The 21,329-nt window shown below is 66.3% G+C and carries 9 protein-coding genes; 7 read left to right on the top strand and 2 right to left on the bottom strand.

The annotated features are described in order from the left end of the window. The first annotated feature begins 12 nt into the window (after positions 1-12). From G6N67_RS08960 to G6N67_RS08935, 6 genes are all read left to right on the top strand, one after another. Complete coding sequence (locus tag G6N67_RS08960) at positions 13-1,587, top strand: ABC transporter substrate-binding protein (RefSeq protein ID WP_081812525.1); 1,575 nt, start codon at positions 13-15, stop codon at positions 1,585-1,587. Positions 1,588-1,762: 175 nt separating this feature from the next. Then, a complete protein-coding gene (locus G6N67_RS08955) occupies positions 1,763-3,352 on the top strand; it encodes an ABC transporter substrate-binding protein (protein WP_081812526.1) in 1,590 nt (529 codons plus the stop codon). A 2-nt stretch (positions 3,353-3,354) separates the two neighbouring features. Continuing rightward, entirely contained in the window at positions 3,355-4,374 is a 1,020-nt protein-coding gene (locus G6N67_RS08950; protein WP_036432806.1) for an ABC transporter permease, read from the top strand. Continuing rightward, the gene (locus G6N67_RS08945) at positions 4,371-5,252 is read left to right on the top strand and encodes an ABC transporter permease (protein ID WP_051578714.1); all 882 of its coding nucleotides are present in this window, start codon (positions 4,371-4,373) and stop codon (positions 5,250-5,252) included. Before G6N67_RS08950 ends, G6N67_RS08945 begins: the two co-directional genes overlap by 4 nt. 32 nt (positions 5,253-5,284) lie before the next feature. Then, positions 5,285-6,280: an ABC transporter ATP-binding protein gene (locus G6N67_RS08940; RefSeq protein ID WP_163642151.1), complete on the top strand. Its 996-nt coding sequence runs from the start codon at positions 5,285-5,287 to the stop codon at positions 6,278-6,280. Beyond that, positions 6,273-7,043, top strand: a complete 771-nt coding sequence (locus tag G6N67_RS08935; protein ID WP_081812528.1) for an ABC transporter ATP-binding protein — start codon at positions 6,273-6,275, stop codon at positions 7,041-7,043. Before G6N67_RS08940 ends, G6N67_RS08935 begins: the two co-directional genes overlap by 8 nt. A gap of 108 nt (positions 7,044-7,151) precedes the next feature. Here the strand turns inward: G6N67_RS08935 and G6N67_RS08930 are convergent, their stop codons facing one another. Further along, a complete protein-coding gene (locus G6N67_RS08930) occupies positions 7,152-8,987 on the bottom strand; it encodes an acyl-CoA dehydrogenase (protein ID WP_036432808.1) in 1,836 nt (611 codons plus the stop codon). Positions 8,988-9,224: 237 nt separating this feature from the next. Between G6N67_RS08930 and G6N67_RS08925 the strand changes: the two genes are divergently transcribed. Then, positions 9,225-10,304 (top strand): NAD(P)H-dependent amine dehydrogenase family protein, encoded by a 1,080-nt coding sequence (locus G6N67_RS08925; protein ID WP_036432810.1) that lies wholly within the window; start codon positions 9,225-9,227, stop codon positions 10,302-10,304. 48 nt (positions 10,305-10,352) lie between these two features. Here G6N67_RS08925 and G6N67_RS08920 read toward each other — a convergent pair whose 3' ends face one another. Then, the gene (locus G6N67_RS08920; RefSeq protein ID WP_036432812.1) at positions 10,353-21,302 is read right to left on the bottom strand and encodes a type I polyketide synthase; all 10,950 of its coding nucleotides are present in this window, start codon (positions 21,300-21,302) and stop codon (positions 10,353-10,355) included. Between the last annotated feature and the right edge of the window lie 27 nt (positions 21,303-21,329).

The following is a 21,329-nucleotide window of genomic DNA, read 5'->3' as shown; positions in this document are numbered from 1 at the left end:
CAGGATGAGATCATGCAAATAAGACGTGCTTCCGCGCGGTTTGTCGCGATCGTGGCAGCGAGTTGTGCAGCGCTCTCCGGCTGTGGCGCCGGGGACCAGCAGGGCGCGTCGAACGCCGGCACCGCCGAAACCACCGGTGCTCTGCCGACGGACATACCGGACACCATCCGCATCGGTGTGGGAGCGTCGACCGTGTCGATCGACCCCAATCGCGCCACGCAGGAAGTCGACGTGATGGCACTCGCGATGATCTCCGGCACGCTGCTGATTCAGAGCGGCGGAAAAGCGGTGCCCGGCTTGGCGAGTGGGTGCGAATTCGACAAGTCGCAGCTCAACTACACCTGCACATTGCGAGACGGGCTGAAGTTCTCCGATGGAAGCCCGCTCACGAGTGCGGATGTCGTCGCGTCCTTCGAGCGTGCACTCCATGACCCCGCCAACGCGAACGCCGGCATCATCGACTCCCTCGAATCGGTGGCGGCGCCAAACCCCGCCAAGGCCATTTTCACCCTGCGGCAGCCGACCGCGAGCTTTCCCCTGGCACTGACAGAAGCTCCGGTCGGGATATTCCCTGCCGCAGCCGCGACGAATCCGCGCTTCTGGAACGGCCCAGTATCGGCCGGGCCCTACGTGATGGTGTCGAACAACTCCAACGAAGTGGTGTTCGCGAAGAACGGCAACTATCCCATGGAGCTGCAGCCCGTGGTGTCCAACGTCGAATTCAAGGTCATCGTCGACACCAATACCCGCCTGGCGCAGCTGAACACAGGCCAAATCGACATCGCGAATCAGCTGTCGGCGTCGTTGGCCAAACAGGTGAAACCACCCGCGAAGGCCTACGCGACACCCCAGTACGGTGGCGTCTACCTGTACCTCAACAACCTGAGCAAGCCGCTCGACGATCCCAAAGTTCGCCAGGCTATTTCGGCTGCCATCGATCGCAACCAGATCAACGATATCGCCTATCTCGGGCAGAACAAGGTGCTCGGCAGCTTCCTGCCCTCGTCAATGGAGGGACATGACGCGGGTGCGCCGACCGGTCGCGACGTCGAGAAGGCCAGCGCGTTGCTGGCCGGGACAGCCTGCGAAAGTGGTTGCAACCTCAGCATCATGGTCCGATCGGGCTTCGCGCCCTATGACGCCATCGCCACCGTCGTTCAACAGAACCTGGCCGAAGTCGGCATCAAGGTGTCGACGCAATTGGTAGATCAGGCAACGGCCGACACGAACGAACAGAACGGCAATTTCCAGATGGAGGTAGGCAACCTCTTCGACCTCGTGAATGCGCCTGAATTGGTGATGCTGCCAATCGGTTTGACCCGTGAGGGTGGTATCAACTCGTTGTACTCGTCCTACGCGTCACCGGAGATGAACACGTTGGTTGGTCAGCTGTCGGCGGCCGCGGACCCGGCTGCGCGTGCCGAGGTTCTCGCGAAGGTGAACGAGCTGTTCGCTCGGGATCTGCCGTTCGTCCCGCTCGTCGACCAGGCCAACATCTGGGCGTCGTCCCTGTCGCCGCGGATTGTGGCGTTCACCCCGGCCGGGGTGTATCAGGTCGGCACTGCCAAAACCGGTCCCGGGCAATAGGTTCCAGCGCCGCGTTCGCCCACCATCACCACCGGCGTCACGTGCTGAGAGCGAGGGTGCGAGGGCGATGTGCGCTCTCGGCGGCTTGTGAAGTGCGCCAAACATTTTCGTTGACACTTCGGGTGTGCTGTAGTTCACTACTAGAGATAGTATCAGTTGATGACAGGATATTTATATGACTGACGGCCGACGGCGTCGTGGTACACGGATCGTGGACTGGCCGATTGTCGTGTGCGCGGCGGCGCTGGTTGCCGCGTGCGGAGGCGGTGCGCCAAGCCAGGATTCGGCGTCCAGCACGGCCAGTGTCGACGGCGCCCTACCGGCAGACGTACCCTCTGCAGTGTCGATAGGTGTCGGGGCGCCGTTGGGCACCCTTGACCCTAACCGTGCTGTCGCCGACGTAGACGTCATGGCGCTGTCGTTGATCGCCGGCACGCTCGTCGAGCAATCCCCGGAGGGTGGGGTACGGCCATCGCTGGCCAAGGAGTGCACCCTCGCAGGCGACGGGCTGTCCTACGCATGCGAGCTGCGGCCGGGCTTGAAGTTCTCCGACGGTAGCCCACTGACAGGCGCCGACGTTGTCGCGACGTTCAGCAGGGCCCTCGCCGATGAGGCGAACGCCAACGCGGGACTCATCGCCCCGCTGTCACGTGTGACGACGGCAGGCGAGTCCGCGGTCGTGTTTCACCTCAAATACCCTGCGGCCAGCTTTCCGCTGGCCTTGTCCGAACCGCTGCTCGGCATCTACCCGGCAGGGCGGATGGACACGCCCGGCTTCTTCGTCAATCCCGTATCCGCGGGTGCATACCGTCTCGACCGCGCGGGGAACTCGGAGATCACGTTCACCAAGAACGCCGAGTACCCGAGTGAATCGGCTCCGGTGATCGGCAGGATCATGTTCCGGGTCGTTGTCGATGCCAACACACGGCTGATGCAGCTGCAGACCGGGCAGCTCGACATCGCTCACCAACTGCCTGCGAACCTGGCTGCTCAGGTGACTCGACCCGCCGAGGCGTATGTCGCGAGCCGCTACGGCAGCGTCTTTCTGGAAATGAACAACAAGTCTGGGCCGCTGCGAGACGTCAAGGTGCGAAAGGCAATTTCGGCGGCCATCAATCGGGACCAGATCAACGACATTGCTTACCTGGGGCGAAACAAGCCACTCGGCGGGTTCCTGCCCTCCAGCATGGAAGGGCATGATCCGAATGCGCCTACCGCACAAGACCTTCCACGAGCGAAGGAACTGCTTCGGGGCACGGAATGTGAGGATGGCTGCACATTGGAGATCATGCAAAAGGCCGGGTTTCCTCCGTATGACGCCGTCGCCCAGGTCATCCAACAGAATCTGGCGGCTGTTGGAATCAAGGTGAACATCAACACGATCGATGCATCGACCCTGGCTGCCAACGAGCAGAACGGCAACTTCCAGTTGCAGTCCAACGATCTGTGGGATGTCGTCAACTCGCCGGAGTTGGTCATGCTGCGGTACGGGCTGACCCCTAAGGGCGGCATCAATTCGCTGTGGTCTGGCTACGATTCGCCGACGATGACGAGTTTGATCGACGACTTGTCCGCCACCTCCGACCCGGGTCAGCGCAAAGCGCTCCTCGATCAGATCAACATGACCTTTCAGCAGGATCTGCCCTACGTGCCGTTGACCGACTTCGCCACCACCTGGGCATCTCGAATCTCGCCGCGCCTGGTGGCCTTGACGCCCAGTGGCGTCTACCGGGTTGGTACCAGCCAGCGGGGTCCGGGCCTGTGAGCGTGACAGTGGAAGTGGAGGCTCCGGACGGCCAATCAGGCGGCTCCGAAGGCGGATCGTCCAGGCGCGCGCGTCGCGCCAGGAGTATCGCGATCGCCGCGGGTAAACGGCTCTTCGACTCGATCATCGTGACCATGATCGTGGTGATCCTGAGCTTTCTGCTGGTACACCTCGTCCCGGGCGATCCGGCCAGAACAATTCTGGGATTCCACGCATCACCTGACAAAGTCGTGGCACTGCACAAGTCCCTCGGACTCGACCAACCCTTGTTCGTTCAGTTCCTGAGATACATCGGTGATGTCGTTCGGGGGAATTTCGGAGAGTCCGTCGCACATCCCGGGCAGTCGGTGGAGAGCTTGCTGTTACCGCCGTTGGGAGTCACCCTGTCGGTCATCGCGATCACCGTTGTCATCTCCCTGGTCGTCGGATCGTTCAGTGGACTTGTCGCGGCGCTGTCGAGGTCAGCGCTGCTCCGCAACAGCCTCGAAGTTGTGTCGACCGCGTCGTTGGCAACGCCACCGTTCCTGCTCGGGCTTGTGATGCTGGTATTCGTCGCGGTGCGCTGGGGCCTCGCGCCTGCCGGCGGATGGGCCGGAAGTTGGCCCGCCAACGCGCAATTCGCCTGGCTGCCGGCACTGGCGCTCAGTGCCTATCTTGGCGCTCTCGTGCATCGCGCCGTGTGGACCAGCGCCCGGCACGTGATCAACGAGGATTTCATCGAAGCCGCCGTCCTGCGTGGACACAGTCCCCTTCGCGTAGCTCTGCGTCACGTGCTGCCGAACAGTCTGATGCCCACTATTTCGGTGGTCGGCATGAACATCGGCACGCTGATCGGCGGAGCGGCCGTGATCGAGGCTGTCTTCGACCTCCCCGGCATCGGGACACAGTTGGTCAACGCGGTGTCGCAGCGCGACTATCCGACCATTCAAGGCGCCGCGGTCATCACCGCACTCATCGTCTTGTTCGGCAACCTCATCGCAGATCTCTTACACGCTGTTGTCGACCCAAGGGCACGCTCATGACAGACCTCGCACAGTCCGCCAAAACCAGTCGCATACGGCGCATTTCGACACGCGTCAATCACCTGTTCCTGGCCGGCGCCGTCTTACTGGGCGTCATCGTCGCGATATGTGTGGTCGGCCCGCTGCTGATCGCCACGTCGACCACGGATTTCGTCGGGGTGCCGCTGTCAAGCCCGAGTACCGTGCACCCGTTCGGCACCGACGCGTTCGGACGCGACGTCTTCATCCGCACTTTGGCCGGCGGCAGGCTCGACCTGGGCGTGGCCTTCGTGGGTGTGGTCGTGCCGCTATTGGTTGGCACACTGATCGGGATCGCGTCAGGACTGGTCGCCGGGTCACTGTTGGACCGGGCCATCATGCGCACGGTCGATGCGATCCTCGCGTTCCCGTTCAACATCCTGATCCTGGCGCTGGCGGTGGTAATGGGCCAGTCGACCACCTTCTGGTTCCTGCCCGCGGGGGTGCCCGGGATCCTCGTCGCGCTGTTCTTGACCAGTTGGAGTGTGTACGCGCGCATCGCACGTGGCGAGACGTTGTCCATCCGCCAACGTGACTTCTTGGTGGCCGCTCAGGTGAGCGGACTGAGTTGGTGGACTATCGTGCGTCGTCACATCTATCCCAACGTTCTGCCCGCCACTTTGACCTATGCGCTGTCCGATGCCGTCCTTGTGATCGGCGTTATTGCCGCCCTGCCATTCCTCGGGGCAGGTGTACAGCCACCCACACCGGAATGGGGCAGCATCATCTACGACGGCCGCTCAGTGCTCAGCGACGCGCCGTGGGTATGTTTGGGGCCGGGCGCCTTCATAGTGCTGACCGGTATCGCGGTTCGGTTGATGGGCCAGGGATCCCGTGTCCTTTCCGAGGACGCGAAATGACCATTCGTGCGTCGGCCACTCTGGAGAATTCAATGCCCAACGTTCCCATCGATGCGGGCAGCGACGTACTGCTGTCGGCCCGTGAACTAGTGATCCGCGCTGGAAGTCTGCCCATCGTGGACTCTGTGAGTTTCACCGTCGCACAGGGGGAGCGACTGGGCATCGTCGGCGAGACGGGATCGGGCAAGTCGATCACGTGCCGAGCGGTTCTTGGCGCGTTGCGGCGCAAGGGGATGACGGCGTCCGGCGAACTTCACTACCGGGACAAGAACCTTCTGGCACTCGACGATCGGCAATGGCGGCAGATCCGTGGCCGTGAAATCGGCTTCATCCCGCAAAGCTCGCTGAACTCACTCAACCCGGTCATGCGGGTGGGCCAACAGCTGATCGAGACCGTGCGACTCTTCGGCGTCGCCAAGAACGACGCTCCCCAGCGTGCTGAGGAGTTGATGGCCGCGGTCCAAATGCCGGACCCCAAAGGCGTACTCGCCAAGTACCCACACGAGTTGTCTGGAGGGATGCGGCAGCGCGTCATGATCGCACTGGGCATCGCAGGCGAGCCGCGTCTGCTCGTGGCCGACGAGCCCACCACGGCCTTGGACGTGACGGTCCAGCGTCGGCTGTTGGAACTGCTCACCGGCCTGTGCGAGTCCACGGGTATGGCCCTGATACTCGTGACTCACGACCTTGGCGTGGTCAGCGATGTGTGCGACAGCGTTCTGGTCATGTACGCCGGTCAAGCCATGGAAACCGGCTCCACCGAATCACTATTCGGCAGGTCGCGGCATCCCTACACCGCCGCGCTGGTGCAGGCCCGCCCGTCAATGGCCGACGCAGCGGACTTCCGGTTGAGAGGGCTGCCCGGGCGCCCGCCGGCCGTCGGCGCCTGGCCACCAGGTTGTCGGTTCGCCGGCCGTTGCCAGTTTTCCACCGACCAATGCACAGGCGAACCGCCCGCCATCGTCGAGGTCGAACCTGGACATCATGTTCGCTGCGTCCTTCACTACGAGGAGGGTATCGATGCCTGAGCAACTCGTTGAAGTGTCCGAAGTGAGCGCCGGATACGGGCCGCACGAGCTCACTCTTCATGGTGTTTCCTTGACCATCGGAGTGGGCGAGTCGGTCGGCCTCGTCGGGGAAAGCGGCAGTGGGAAAACGACATTGGCGAAAGTCATCATGGGTTTGGTGGCCCTCCGCTCGGGTTCCATGCGGATCTGCGATCGAGAATGGGGTAAGCGGCCCGCCCGCGATCCGATGCGGCGAAGGGTACAGATGGTCTTTCAGGATCCGTACGGATCGCTGAATCCCAAGCTCACCGCTGAGGAAGTCGTCGCCGACTCGTTTCATCGCTGGAATCGGGGCTCACGCCGCAGTGCACTCGAGCAAGCCCGCCGCCTGCTCGATGAAGTGGGGATGCCGACGCGAGCGTTGCAATCGCGAACAGCACGACTCAGTGGTGGCCAATGCCAACGCGTCGGCATCGCCCGGGCCCTGGCCTGCGGCCCCGACCTTCTCGTGGCCGACGAACCGACCTCGTCACTGGACGTTTCGGTGCAGGCACAGATTCTCAATCTGATGCGTACGTTGCAGGAGGAGCGCGGCTTGTCGCTACTGCTCATAAGCCATGATCTGGCTGTCGTCCGCTACATGACCGAACGGGCCGCGGTCATGTACCGCGGCCGAATCGTCGAACAGGGCACCAGCAGCGACCTTTTCACCCGACCACAACACCCATACACAGCGCTACTGGTCGATTCCATACCGGGAAGTGGTTTGGGTGGCCGAACGTGAATTCCATTTGCGGTAGTTGACCGAAACTCGTAATCGAGTTGACATTGGGCCGTGAGCAAGATCGCCCCCGGGGAAGACTCCCCGGGGGCGATCTCATTGTGCGGTCTTTTAGAACGCCGCCTCGTCGAGCTCCATCACGTCGTTGTCGATGGTCTCGAGCACCTGGCGGGTGCTGGTCAGCAGCGGCAGGTAGTTCTTGGCGAAGAACGACCCGGCCGCGATCTTGCCGTCGAGGAACGCGCGATCGTCACCCGAGGCGCCGGCGTCGAGCTTCTCGATCGCCACCGCGGCCTGGCGCAGCAGCAGCCAGCCGAGCAGCAGGTCACCGACCGAGAGCAGGAAGCGCACCGAACCGAGACCGACCTTGTAGATGCTCGCGGCATCCTCCTGCGCGGCCATCAGGTAGCCGGTCAGGGTGGCGGCCATGCCCTGGACGTCCTCCAGCGCGGTGGCGAGCAGAGCGCGCTCGGTCTTCAGCCGGCCGTTGCCCGACTCGTTCTTGATGAACTGCTCGATCTCACCGGCGACGAAGGCCAGCGCCTGACCCTTGTCGCGGACGATCTTGCGGAAGAAGAAGTCCTGCGCCTGGATGGCGGTGGTGCCCTCGTACAGCGAGTCGATCTTGGCGTCGCGGATGTACTGCTCGATCGGGTAATCCTGCAGGAAGCCCGAACCACCCAGCGTCTGCAGGCTCTCGGTGAGCTTGGCGTAGGCCTGCTCGGAGCCGAAGCCCTTGACGACCGGCAGCAGCAGGTCGTTGACCTTGTGGGCCAGCTCGCCCTCGATGCCGTGGACGGCCTTGGCGACCTCGACGTCCTGGAACGTCGCGGTGTACAGGTACAGCGCACGCATGCCCTCGGCGTAGGCCTTCTGGGTCATGAGGCTGCGACGCACGTCGGGGTGGTGCGTGATGGTGACGCGCGGGGCGGTCTTGTCCATCATCTGGGTCAGGTCCGCGCCCTGGACACGCTCCTTGGCGTACTCGAGCGCGTTGAGGTAACCGGTCGACAGCGTCGCGATGGCCTTGGTGCCCACCATCATTCGGGCCTGCTCGATGACGTCGAACATCTGCGCGATGCCGTTGTGCACCTCGCCGACCAGCCAGCCCTTGGCAGGCTTGTCGTGCTGGCCGAAGGTCAGCTCACAGGTGGCCGAAACCTTCAGGCCCATCTTGTGCTCGACGTTGGTGACGTACACGCCGTTGCGCTCGCCCAGCTCGCCGGTCTCGAAGTCGAACAGGAACTTCGGCACGAAGAACAGCGAGAGACCCTTGGTGCCCGGGCCTGCGCCCTCGGGGCGGGCCAGCACCAGGTGGAAGATGTTCTCGAACAGGTCATCGGAGTCGGCGGAGGTGATGAACCGCTTCACGCCGTCGATGTGCCACGAGCCGTCTTCCTGCTGGGTGGCCTTGGTGCGGCCGGCGCCGACGTCCGAACCGGCGTCGGGCTCGGTGAGCACCATGGTGGCGCCCCAGCCACGCTCGGAAGCGAGCACGGCCCACTTCTTCTGTTCTTCAGTGGCGTTGTTGTAGAAGATCTGCGCGAACGCGGCACCGCCGGCGTACATCCACACGGCCGGGTTGGCGCCGAGGATGTGCTCGTTGAGCGCCCACAGCAGCGCCTTGGGGGCGGGCACGCCGCCCAGCTCCTCGTCGAGGCCGACCTTGTCCCAGCCGCCTTCGATCGCAGCGCGCACCGACTTCTTGAAGGACTCGGGCAGCGTCACGGTGTGGGTCTTGGGATCGAACACCGGCGGGTTGCGGTCACCGTCGGCGAACGAATCGGCGATCGGGCCCTCGGCCAGGCGAGCCATCTCGTTGAGCATCTCGCGGGCAGTGTCGGCGTCCAGGTCGCTGTAGGAGCCTGCACCCAGTGCCTTGTCCAAACCGAAGATGTCGAACAGGTTAAAAGCCTGGTCACGGACATTGCTCTTGTAGTGGCTCACATTTCCTCCTCGATGAGAATGCCACTTGAGGTTGGGTACTCCGGATAAGTTACCCACCAGTAACTGTGGCCAACTATACCGTCCAGTAACTTCAACGCAAAGCGATCGCGAGCAATTTCCCCGGTCTAACCAACCCAGTAGTTGATCGAAGTGCCAACAGCACCACGAAAATGGCGTTTAGCTGCGGCTTTGTGGCGATGTGAGGATCGTCACGAAACTGCCCGCTAGGGTGTTCCGATGCAGCGAATCGCGGTGTGGGGCACAGGCAACATGGGGTCGACGGCGATCCGATCGGCGGTGGGGTTTCCCGGACTGAAACTGTCGGCAGTCATCACATCGTCGCCGGACAAGGCTGGTCGCGACGCCGCCGAGTTCGCCAAACTCGATGCTCAGTCGGGTGTCACCGCGACCACCGACGTCGATGCGGCACTCGAGGCCAGCGATGCCGTCGCGTACATGGCGTCTGGGGACATCCGTCCGGAAGAGGCCCTCGCCGACATCGAGCGGTGCCTGCGCGCCGGCAAACATGTGGTGACGCCGTCGCTGTACTCCTTGTACGACCCGGCCTCGGCCCCGACGGAATGGGTCGACCGGTTGCGCGCGGCCGCCGAGGAGGGCAGCGCAGGCCTGCTGGTGTCCGGCGTCGACCCCGGCTGGGGCAACGACGCGCTCGCGGTGATCGCCGCGGGCCTGTGCACGCGCATCAAGACCATCCGCTGCCAGGAGATCTTCGACTACTCGACCTACAACCAACCGCATTCGGTCCGGGTGCTGTGCGGTTTCGGCGGCTCGATGGACGAGGTGCCGATGATGCTGCTGCCGTCCATCCCGACCATGGTGTGGGGCGGCAACGTCCGGTTGATCGGCCGCGGACTCGGGCTGGAAATCGACGACATCACCGAGAAGGTGGAACGGCTGCCGCTCACCCAGGACGTCGACAACGTCATGGGCCGCTTCGAGGCGGGCACCCAGGGCGCGTTCCGGCTCCAGGTCATCGGATGGTCGGGTGGTGTCGAGCGCGTCGTCATCGAGCACATCACCCGCATCGACCCGTCATGCGCTCCGGAGTGGCCGCAACCCGACGAGGGCGTCGGCGACCACCGCGTGATCATCGACGGCGATCCGCAGCTGAGCATCGTGGTGCGCGCCGACGTACCGGGCGGCACCCGCGCCGACGGCGGCAACACCACCGCGGCCAACCGGCTGCTCGGCGCGATCGACTGGCTGGCCACCCAGAAGCCCGGCATCTACGACGGCCTCGACGTGCCGCTGCAGACCAGCCGGCCCGCCGAGGTCGAGGCGACTCGCTGGGCCTGAGTTTTCCCGCCGAACAGTCCCCCGCTTGCGGGGGACTGTTCGCGGGACTTACTCCGCCGCCTCCTGCGATTCGGCCGGTGCCTCCGCCGATTCCGAGCCTTCGGCGTCGGGCAGCTGACCCACGAGATACTCGGCCAGCCCGCCGATCGTCGGATAGTCGAACACCGCGGTCGCGTTGATGGTGAACTTGCCGCCGAACTGGCTGTGCAGCCGGTTGCGGAGCTCGATCGCCATCAGCGAATCCGTGCCGAGGTCCAGGAACCGGCTGGTCGCGGCCGGCGGCTGTGCCAGGCGCAGGAAGTTCTGCACCTCGCGCTGAAGGAACTCGGTCACGAACCCGGCGCGCTGCGGCACCGGGATCTCCATCAGCTGCTTGAGCAATTCGCTGTCCCCGGTCACCTCTCCGGCGGCACTCGGCAACACCAGATCGAGGATCGGAGGACGTGAACTCCCCAGCACCTTCGCGGCCCGCTGCCAGTTGGCCTTGAGGATCGTGGCCTGGCCGGTGCCGTTGGCGATGACCTCGGCGAGGGCCGCGAGCGCGGCCGACGGTGGCAGCGGAATCAGGCCCTGCGCGCTGATGTTGGCGGTCGCCGCCTCCGACGACGCCATGCCGCCCTCGGCCCAGGGGCCGAAGTTGACACCGGTGGCGGGCAGGCCCCGCGACCTCCGTTGCGCGACGAGACCGTCGAGCAACGCGTTGGCGGTCGCATAGTTCGACTGCCCGGGTGACCCGAACAGAGCGGACACCGACGAGGACACGATGAAGAAGTCGAGATCGTCGTCCTTCGTCAAACGGTCCAGGTGGCAGGCGCCGAAGGCTTTGGGCGCCAACGTGGTCCGGAACCGTTCGACGCTCTGCTGGCCCAGCAGCGCGTCGTCGAGCACACCGGCCAGGTGCGCCACGCCTGCCAGCGGGGGCAGTTCCGCGCGGATCCGTTCCAAGAGTTTCGCGACCTCGGCTTCGTCGCCGACATCGGCCGCGAAGACGTGGACACGGGTCTTGTACCGCTCGGTGATCTCGTCGATCGCCTTCTGCGTGTCCGCGTCGGGCGCGCGCCGGCTGGTCAACACGAGATCGCCGGCGCCGAGCTGGGCCAGGTACGCCGCGGTGTGCAGGCCGATCGCGCCGAGACCGCCGGTGATCAGGTACGTGCGATCAGCCTTGGGCTGCAGCGGGTTCGGGATCTGCACCACGATCTTGCCGATGTGGCGCGCCTGCTGCATGCGGCGGAACGCGGCCCGGGCCTCGGTCAGCGGGTAGATCTCGGCGGGCAGTGGCTTCCAGTCGCCTTCGGCGAGTCCCTCCGAAATTTCAATGAGCAGGTCGCGAATGCGATCGGGTTCGGTGAACATCACCGTGTCCAACGCGACGATCTCGTAGGCGATGTCGGGCCGGGCCTCGGCCATCCGCTCCGGTGACCAGATGTCGCGCTTGGCGATCTCGGCGAAGCGGCCGTTCTTGGCGGTGGCCTTGAGCGTCGCCTCGATGAAGCCCTCGCTCGTCAGGCTGTTGAGCACCACGTCCACCCCCTGGCCGTCGGTGTCCGCCAGGATCTGATCGGCGAAATCCGTTGTCCGCGAGTCGTAGACGTACTTCACGCCGAGCTTGCGCAGGGTCGCGCGCTTGAACGTGCTGGCCGTGGCGAACACCTCCGCACCGCACTGCTGGGCCATCTGAACCGCGGCCAGCCCCACGCCACCGCTGGCGGCGTGGATGAGCACCTTGTCGCCCGGCTTGAGCTGCGCCCAGTCGAACGACAGCCGCACGGTGAGTGCCGCAGCGGGAATCGTCGCGGCCTCCACCGCGCTCACCCCGTCCGGGATCGGCGCGAGGAACTGCGCGGGCACGTTGAACCGGCTCGCGAACGCGCCCTGCATCGAGCCGTAGACCCGCTGCCCGACCTCGACTCCCGTGACGCCCTCACCCAGTTGCGTGACGACGCCTGCGAAGTCACCACCGATCGGTCCCGGGTCGCCCGGGTAGAGCCCGAGGACGTTGAGCACATCGCGGAAGTTGAGGCCCGCGGCCTCGACCCGCACCTGCACGTAACCCTCGTCGGGCGGCGGCACGTCCTTCTCGGTCAGCCGCAGGTTGTCGATCGCGCCGCGTTCGGTCGGCGCCAGGACGAAATCGCCGCCGCGCGGCACCGTCAGATGACCGCTGCGGGCCCACGGCAACAAGCGCGATGCCAGCAACTTTCCTTGCCGCAGAGCGAGTTCCGGTTCGTCCACCGGCGCGGCCAACAGGTTGGCCAGGGCCTGCACGGCCTCGTCCGACCCGTCGCAGTCGATCAGCTTGGCGCGCAACGCCGGTTCTTCGTTGATGGTGGTGCGCCCGAAGCCCCACAGCGCGGCCTGTACCGGATCGACCGGCTCGCCGGACTCGGTGGCGACAGCCCGTTCGGTGACGATCCACAGTCCGCCGGGCAGCTTGACCTGGCCGCCCTGGACCGTGTGCACGGCGCTGAGCAGGTTGGCGATCTCGTCTTCGAGCCGAGCCTCGGCATCGGTCGACGAGGCCGCGCCGCTGCTGCGCCACACCACGCCTGAGAACCCCATGCCCCGCTCGTGGGCCTGAACCAGCAGCTGCCCCAGGAGTTCCGGATCGGTGTTCCGGTCGAACGGGATGCAGCCCGGCACCTTGGCCGCCAACTCGTCGAACCCGGCGATCAGCCAGGTTCCGCTGATCTGGGCGGCTTCGTCGTCGGACGGCGGTGTCGGAACCTCATGCCAGCCGAGCGTGTACAGCAGCCGGGTGGCGTCGCCGCCGAGGCCGCGCAGCAGTGCTTCACGTGGTGCCCGCTTGACCGTGAACTCGCGAATTCCGCCGAGGTGACGGCCATCTCGATCGAGATACTCCAGATCGAAGACCTGGGTTTCGCTGTCGAGGGCGCTCTCGTGCCACTTGGCGCGGCAGTAGAAGCGGCGAGGCATCTTCTCCTTGAGCGTCACCTGGCCGTACCGCAAGGGCAGGAACAAGTCGTTGACACCCTGTTCGGCCGCAAGCAGCGCCGGGAACGCAGGGAAGGCGACACCCGTGCACAGGTCCATCAGTACCGGGTGCATCGGTTCTGTTCCGAGTTGTTCGGCGAGTTCTTCACCGACCAGGACGTCGCCGATCGCCTCACCCTCGCCGAGCCACAACGACTTCAGGGATCCGGACCAGTTCGGCCCCCACGACAGCTCCAGGTCGGCGAAGGTCTCGAACAACTCCTGCGGACGCATGCGGTTCATGCGCTCGATGGCCTCGTCGACCGGATCGTCCTCGGATACCGGCTCCTCGGACGCGCCGCTCACCACGGTGCCCTCGGCATTCAACGACCATTCGGTGTCGCTGACCCCGAACGGGCGGCTGTGCACCTGGAACTTCCACTCACCGCCGCCTCCCGCGGGATGCAAGGTCAGCTGCACTTCGCGAGAACTCTTCTCGGGCAGAATGATCGGCTCGTAGAAGAACACGTCTTTCGCATGCGCCGGGGTGCCGACCGCGGCCAGTGCCATCGCGGCGTACGTCGCACCGGGGACGACGACGGTGCCGTAGATGACGTGATCGGCCAGCCACGGCTGCGACTTGACGGACAGCCTGCTGGTGTAGACCGAGTCGCCGGACGCGAGTTCCTTGGCGCTGCCCAGGATTCCGGAGCCGACGGGACCGTCGACCGTGATCGCCGAGGTCTTGGGCCAGAAGCGGCGGTGCTGGAACGGATAGGTGGGCAGTTCCACCTTGCGGTGCGGCTGAGCGTTGAGCGCAGCGAAATTCGGCCGGTGGCCACCGACGTAGGCCGCGGCCAGCGCGTCAGCGATCTGGCGCCGGTCGCCGACCCCCTTGCGCAACGAGACGATGGCCCGCGGCGCGGCCAGGTGCTCCGGCCAGACCTGCACCGCAGCGCCGGTCAGTACCGGCTGCGGACCGATCTCCATCAACACCGAGCAACCCAGGGCCGCCACCGTGCGCACGCTCTCGGAGAACTGCACCGGCTGGCGCGAATGCCGCCGCCAGTACTGCGCGTCGAGCGGAGTCTGAGCCGTGAGCACCGCACCGGTGCGGTTGCACACCAGCGGCAACGTCGGCGCAGCGAATTGCACCTGCGCAGCGAACGATTCGAACTCGTCGAGCACGGGATCGAGCAGTTCCGAATGGAACGCGTGGCTGGTCTCCAGCCACGTGCAGCGGATGCCGTCGTCCTCGAATCGGGCGACGATCTGCTCGAGATCCTTGCCCGGGCCCGAAAGCACGGTGTTGGGGCCGTTGTACGCGCCGACCGACACGCGCGGGAACTCACTCGCGACCTGCTCGACGTGTTTGGGGTCGGTGAACACCGCCACCATCCGCCCGCCCGTGGGCAGGCTGCCGAACAGCCGGCCGCGGTGAGCGATCAGCCGCGCACCGTCTTCGAGGCTGAACACTCCGGCAACACACGCCGCCGCGTACTGACCGACGCTGTGCCCCAGCACCACGTCGGGCTCGATGCCCCACGACTGCCAGAGCCGCGCCAGGCCCATCTCGACGGCGAAGAGCGCCGGTTGCGCAAACGCGGTGTTCCGCAACCGCGATGCGGCCTCACCGTCTGTCGCGAACATGACCTCGAGCAACGGATGCGGCAGGATGTCGTCGACCGCGTCCGCGCAGCGCTTCACGGTATCGGCGAAAACCGGTTCGGCGTCGAACAATTCGCGTGCCATCCCCGGGTACTGGCTGCCCTGCCCGGTGAACAGCCAGGCCGTCGTCGGGTGGTTGATGTGCTCGCCGCGGAGCACGCCGGGGCGCGTGCGGTTCTCGGCCAGATCGGCAAGGCCCATGCGTGCGTCGGCGATCGAATCCACGACCAGCGCGGCGCGATGCTCGAAGTGCGAACGGCCCGTGCCTGCCGTCAGGCATACGTCGGTGAGGTCGGCGTCGGGGTGGGCGTCCAACCACGTCGCGTAGCGCTGCGCCAACGCCACCAGGGCCTCCGGCGACCGCGCGGACAGCGTCAGCACGTTCGTACCGGGCTTCTCGGCCGGGCTCTCCGGCGTCGGCTCCGCTGAATCCACAACGGGTGCTGCCGGTGCTTCTTCGATCAGCACGTGCGCGTTGGTGCCGGTGAACCCGAACGAGCTCACGCCTGCGCGTCGAGGCCTGCCGTTGGCGTGCCACGGCGTGGGCTTGTCGACGACCTGTACCGGCAGCGAATCCCACGGGATGTGCGGTGACGGCTGCTCGAAATGCAGGCTCTGCGGCAGTGTTTCGTGCAGCAGTGACAGCACGACCTTGATCAGGCCGGCCGCGCCCGAGGCAGATTCGGTGTGGCCGATGTTGGTCTTCACCGATCCCATCAGCAACGGCCGGGCCGCGTCGCGGGACTCGCCGTAGGCGGCCGCGGCCGCCTGGACCTCGATCGGATCGCCCAGCGGCGTACCAGTCCCGTGCGCCTCGAGATAGTCGACGTCGCCGCCGCTCCACCCGGCACGTGCCAGCGCCGTACCGATGAGCCGCTGCTGGGCACCACCATTGGGCACCGTGAGACCGCTCGACGCGCCGTCCTGGTTCACGGCGCTGCTGCTGATGACCGCGCAGATCCGGTCGCCGTCACGCTGCGCGTCGCTCAGCCGCTTGAGCACTAGGACGCCGCAACCCTCGCTGCGCACGTAGCCGTCGGCCGAGGCGTCGAACGTCTTGCACCGGCCGACGGGGGAGAGCATGCGGGCGCGGGATGCGGCGATCACCGTCACGGGGCTCAGCAGTACGTTCACACCGCCGGCCACCGCGAGATCGCAGTCACCCGAGTGCAATGCCTGGCAGGCTTGATGGACCGCCACCAGCGCCGAGCTGCAGGCGGTGTCGACCGCCATCGCCGGGCCTTCGAGGCCCAGCGCGAAGGCGACTCGACCCGAAATGGCGTTGAGCGCATTGCCGGTGATGAAGTAGGGCTCGATCTTGTCGACCGACTCCGACGACAGCAGATGTGCGTACTCGTTGGCGGCAACGCCCGCGAAGATGCCGGTGCGGCTGCCGCGCAACGCGGCCGGCGAATAGCCCGCTCTTTCCAGGCCCTCCCAGACCGTTTCGAGCATCAGGCGCTGCTGCGGCTCGATCCACACCGCCTCACGCGGCGAGATGCCGAAGAACTCGGGATCGAATCCGTCGATTCCGTCGAGGAATCCGCCGAAGCGCGTGTAGGTCTTTCCCGCCGTCTCCGGATCCGGGTCGTAGAACTCGTCGATGTCGAAGCGGTCCTCCGGGACTTCCCGGATCGCATCGACACCGCCGGACAGCAGCTCCCAGAAGGCCTCCGGATCGGGTGCGCCGGGGAAGCGGCACGACACCGCGACGATCGCGATCGGCTCGTCCGCGTCCGATGCCCGTACCGACGCCTGCGTGTCGGGCTTGGCCTGCTCGCTCAGCCCGAGCACGTCGCCGAGCAGATAGTCGGCCGCATCGGACAGCCGAGGGTGATCCATCACGAGGGTCACCGGAATCTCGTGGCCCACGCCTTGCTCGAGGCGGCGTCGCAGCTCGACGGCCATGAGCGAATCCATGCCCAGGTCGAAGAATCCGGCATCCTCGCGAATCTCCGAGGAGTCCACGCGGGTCACGTCGGCCACGGCGTCGCGCAGGTACGTGGTCAGGAGCTTCTTGCGTTGCTGCACGGGCGCATTGGTGAGTCGCTCGACCAGTTCGGTCTTCCCCGATGCCGTCACGACCGGCGCTGCAGCCGCCGACTGGGGAACCTCGCGCTCCAGCTCCGTGAGGAATCCGCGGCGGCCGGCCTGCTGGTAGAGCGGCAGGAAACGGGCCCAGTCGATGCGGGCTACGACACCCTGCGCACGCGACGCCGTAACCACATCGGCCAGGCCCGCAAGCGCATCGGCCGGCGAAAGAGTCCGGATCCCGCGCTGTTCCAGGCGCCTGCGGGATTCGGCGTCGGCCATGCCCGTCGACCAAGGGCCGAAGTTGACGCTGACGCCGGCCACGCCCTGTTCCCGTAGGTGCCAGGCCAGCCCGTCCAGGAACGCGTTGGCCGCGCTGTATGCGGTCTGGCCGAATCCGCCCCACACCGAGGCGATCGACGAGGTGTTGATGAAGAAGTCGAGCTTGAGATCAGCCGCTGCTTCGCTCAAATTCCAAGCGCCCCAAACCTTTCCGGCGAAGACGCGATCAACTTCGGCAGAGTCGAGCTCGCCCAGCGGCGTGGTGCCGATCTCGCCGGCGGCGTGGACGATGCCCGCCAGCGGCGGCATGTCGGCCCGCACGCCGGCCAGCAGCCGCGCGACATCGTGCGCGTCGGCGACATCGGCGGTGACAGCCCGGATGTCAGTGCCGTGCTGTTCGCGCAGCGCTTCGATCCGCTGTGCGGCCGCATCGCTGGGCTCGCGCCTGCTGGTCAGCACCACATGCTTGGCGCCGTGGGCGGCCAGGTACGCGGCGATCTCCAGCCCGATGGAACCGAGCCCGCCGGTCACCAGATAGGTTGCGTCATCGCGTAGTTCGAGCGACGCACCGCTCGGCAGTTCCTCGCGCCGGACCAACCGCGGCACGTAGACCTCGTGACCGCGCAGCGCGATCTGGTCTTCCCGGGTGGCAGCGGCCGCGGCGACGCGGTCGAGCAGCCCAGCCCATGCGTCCGCACCGGCATCTGTCAGATCGGCGAGTCCGCCCCACACCTGGGGCAGCTCCAGCGCCGCAGCGCGTCCGAATCCCCACAGGGCACTCTGCTCGGGCGCCACGGTGTCCGCATCGGTGACGTGCTGGGCGCCGCGGGTGATCAGCCAGGTGGGCGCCCTCAGCTCGGCGGCGGCCGTGGCACGGAAGAGTCGCCGCGTTCCGGCCAGGACATGGTGTTGCATCCGCAGCAGTGACCGCATCGAGGGTGCACCCTCGGTGTCGAGGGCCGCGACGTGCAGTATCCGCAGCGTCGAATCGCCTGCGGCCGCGGTGCGCAACGCGTCGGCGAGTTGAGCCTCGTCGGCGTCGGAGGCCGGCAGGGCCAGGAATCGGTACTGCTGCCCGCGCGCGGTCAGCGAGTCGACCAGCGGTTGTACCGACGACGTCTCGTCACCGATGAGAATCCACGTGGCGTTCTCGCCGGCGTCGGCGCCGCCGAGTGGTGCTGGGGATTTCTCCCAGCGGAATTCGTAGCGGTCGTCGGCGATGGACTGCGTGGTGCGTTGTTGATTGTGTTGTGCCGCAAGCTTGGTCAACACCGCCAGCGTCTGTTGGTCGCCACCTGTACCGTCGAGCAGCGCCGCGAGTTCTTCGATCCGGCCGTCCTCCAGCAGCTGGACCGCCTGGGTGCGCGCGGCGACGTGCTGCTGCTGATTGGGCTGGTCCCGGTTGTCGCGGTACCAGTACTCGCGATGCTCGAACGGATAGGTGGGCAGGTCGAGCTTGCGTGCGTGTGCGCGCCGGAAGGCCTTGAAATCGGGCTGGTGGCCCAGCACGTAGGCGTCGGCGACCGCTTCGGTGATCTGCCGGTGGTCGGCGATGTTGCGCCGCAGCGACGTGATCACCCGCGGTGTCGTGGCCGGGTCGGGCCAGGCTCCGAGCGCTGTCGCGGTGAGCACCGGGCGCGGGCCGATCTCGAGCAACACCTTGCAGTTCATGTCGGCGAGGGTGCGCACACTCTTGGCGAACTCGACGGGTTGGCGTGCGTGCCTGCGCCAGTAGGCGCCGTCCATCTTGACGCTGCGGCCCAGCGCCGCGCCCGTACGGTTGTCGATCAGGATCCGTTGCGGTGCCTTGAAGGTGAACCGATTCGCGTACGCCTCGAACTCGTCGAGGATCGGTTCGAGCAGTGCCGAGTGAAACGCGTGGCTGGTGTCGAGCCAGTCGCACCGGACGCCGTCAGCCGTCAGCCCGGCCACAGCCTGCTCCAGATCCGTTGCGGGCCCGGACAATACGGTGTTGGCACCGTTGTAGGCCGCGACCGAGAGGGTGGGGAACTCGTCGGTCAGCCGCTCGACCCGCTCGGCGGGGGCGAACACCGCGACCATCCGGCCGCCGGCGGGCAGGCTGCCGAACAGGCGGCCGCGCTCGGCCATGAGCTGGGCGCCGTCGGTGAGGCTGAACACGCCCGCGACGCATGCCGCCGAGTACTGGCCCACACTGTGGCCCAACACCACGTCGGGCTCGAAGCCCCAGGACTGCCAGAGCCGTGCCAAGCCCATCTCGAGCGCGAACAGGGCGGGCTGTGCGTAGGAGGTCTGTCGCAGCGTCTCTTCGGCAGCAGGGCTGTCGAGATCGAAAATCACGTCCAGCAACGGCTTTTCGAGCGCATCGGCGACTGCTGCCGCGCACTCGTCGAGGGTCTCGGCGAACACGGGTTCGGTGTCGTACAACTCGCGGGCCATGCCTGGGTACTGGCTGCCCTGCCCCGTGAACAGCCACGCGGTCTTGGGGGTGTCATGGGATTCGCCGCGAACCAGGCCGGGTGCCGGACGGTCGTCGGCGAGCGCGCCGAGCAACTCGACGGCGGCTGCGCGCGAGTTGACCACCAGCGCGGCCCGGTGCTCCAGGTGCGCGCGGCCCGCCCCTGCCGTGAAGCAGACGTCGGCCAGGGTGGCCTCGGGGTGCACGCTCAACCAGTTGCGGTACCGGTCGGCGAGCTGTGCCAGTGCGGCCGGTGTCTTGGCCGACAGCGGAAGGATGCTGAACCGGCGGTCGCCGGGCTGTTCGATCGCAGCAGGTGCCGGCTCGACGACCGGCGCCTCTTCGAGGATGACGTGTGCGTTGGTGCCGGCGAACCCGAACGAGCTGACCCCGGCGATCCGGGGGCGGTCAGTGCGCTCCCACGGGATGGTCTCCTTCACGACCTCCACGGCAAGCCGGTCCCACGGAATGTGCGGCGACGGGTTCTCGAAGTGGAGGTGTTTGGGCAGCGCCTCGTTCTCCAGTGCCAGCACGACCTTGATGACGCCTGCGATCCCCGCTGCGGCCTCGAGGTGGCCGATGTTGGTCTTGGCCGAGCCGATCAGCAGCGGGTCGTCAGGCGCGCGCCCGGTGCCGTACACGGCACCCGCTGCCTGCGCCTCGATCGGGTCGCCCAGCGAGGTTCCGGTGCCGTGCGCTTCCAGGTACCCGACATCGCGGGGTTCGAGGTTCGCGCGCTTGAGCGCGTCGGAGATGACGCGCTGCTGGGCGACGCCGTTGGGCACCGTCAGACCACCCGACGCGCCGTCCTGGTTGATCGCGCTCCCGCGGATGACAGCCCGGATCCGGTCACCGTCGCGAATGGCGTCCTCGAGGCGTTTGATGGCGATGACGCCGCACCCCTCGCCGCGCACATAGCCGTCGGCGGCCGCGTCGAACGTCTTGCACCGGCCGTCCGGCGCGAGCATGTGCGCGTTGGAGAACGTGATCATGGTTGCGGGCGTGAGCAGCACGTTCGCCCCGCCCGCCAACGCGAGGTCGCATTCTCCCAAGCGAAGTGCCTGGCACGCCTGATGGATGGCCACCAGCGACGAGCTGCACGCCGTGTCGACCGCGACCGAGGGGCCCTGCAGGCCCAAGCGGAAGCTGATCCGACCCGCCGCCGCGGCGTTGGACGTCCCGATGGCCATATAGGCCTCGATCTCGGGATAGGTCAGCTCGTCGGACGCCATGCCGAGGTAGTCGTGCGTGGCCAGGCCGACGAACACGCCCGTGTTGGTCTCGGCCAGTTCGGTCGGCGCGATGCCCGCATGCTCGATCGCACGCCACGCCGTTTCCAGCAGGAGCCGATGCTGCGGATCCATCAACCGGACCTCGCGTGTCGACATGCCGAAGAACGGTGCGTCGAATCCCGTCACGTCGTCGACGAAACCCGCGCGGCGGGTCACCACCTTGCCGGCCGCACCGGGCTCGGGGTCGAAGAACTCGTCGGCGTCCCAGCGGTCCTTGGGCACCTCCGAGATCGCGTCGCGGCCCTCGGCCAACACGTCCCAGAACGCTTCGGCGTCCGGTGCCCCGGGAAAACGCGCCGCGTAGCCGACTATGGCAAATCGGGCCGGTTCGATCGGATGTTCAACGGATCCCATGGCCGTTGGCCTCCTTGCATCGGCGTG

Origin of the sequence: Mycolicibacterium mageritense (genome assembly GCF_010727475.1) — a bacterium.
Taxonomy (GTDB): Bacteria; Actinomycetota; Actinomycetes; order Mycobacteriales; family Mycobacteriaceae; genus Mycobacterium; species Mycobacterium mageritense.
This window is presented reverse-complemented; position numbering and strand designations above follow the sequence as displayed.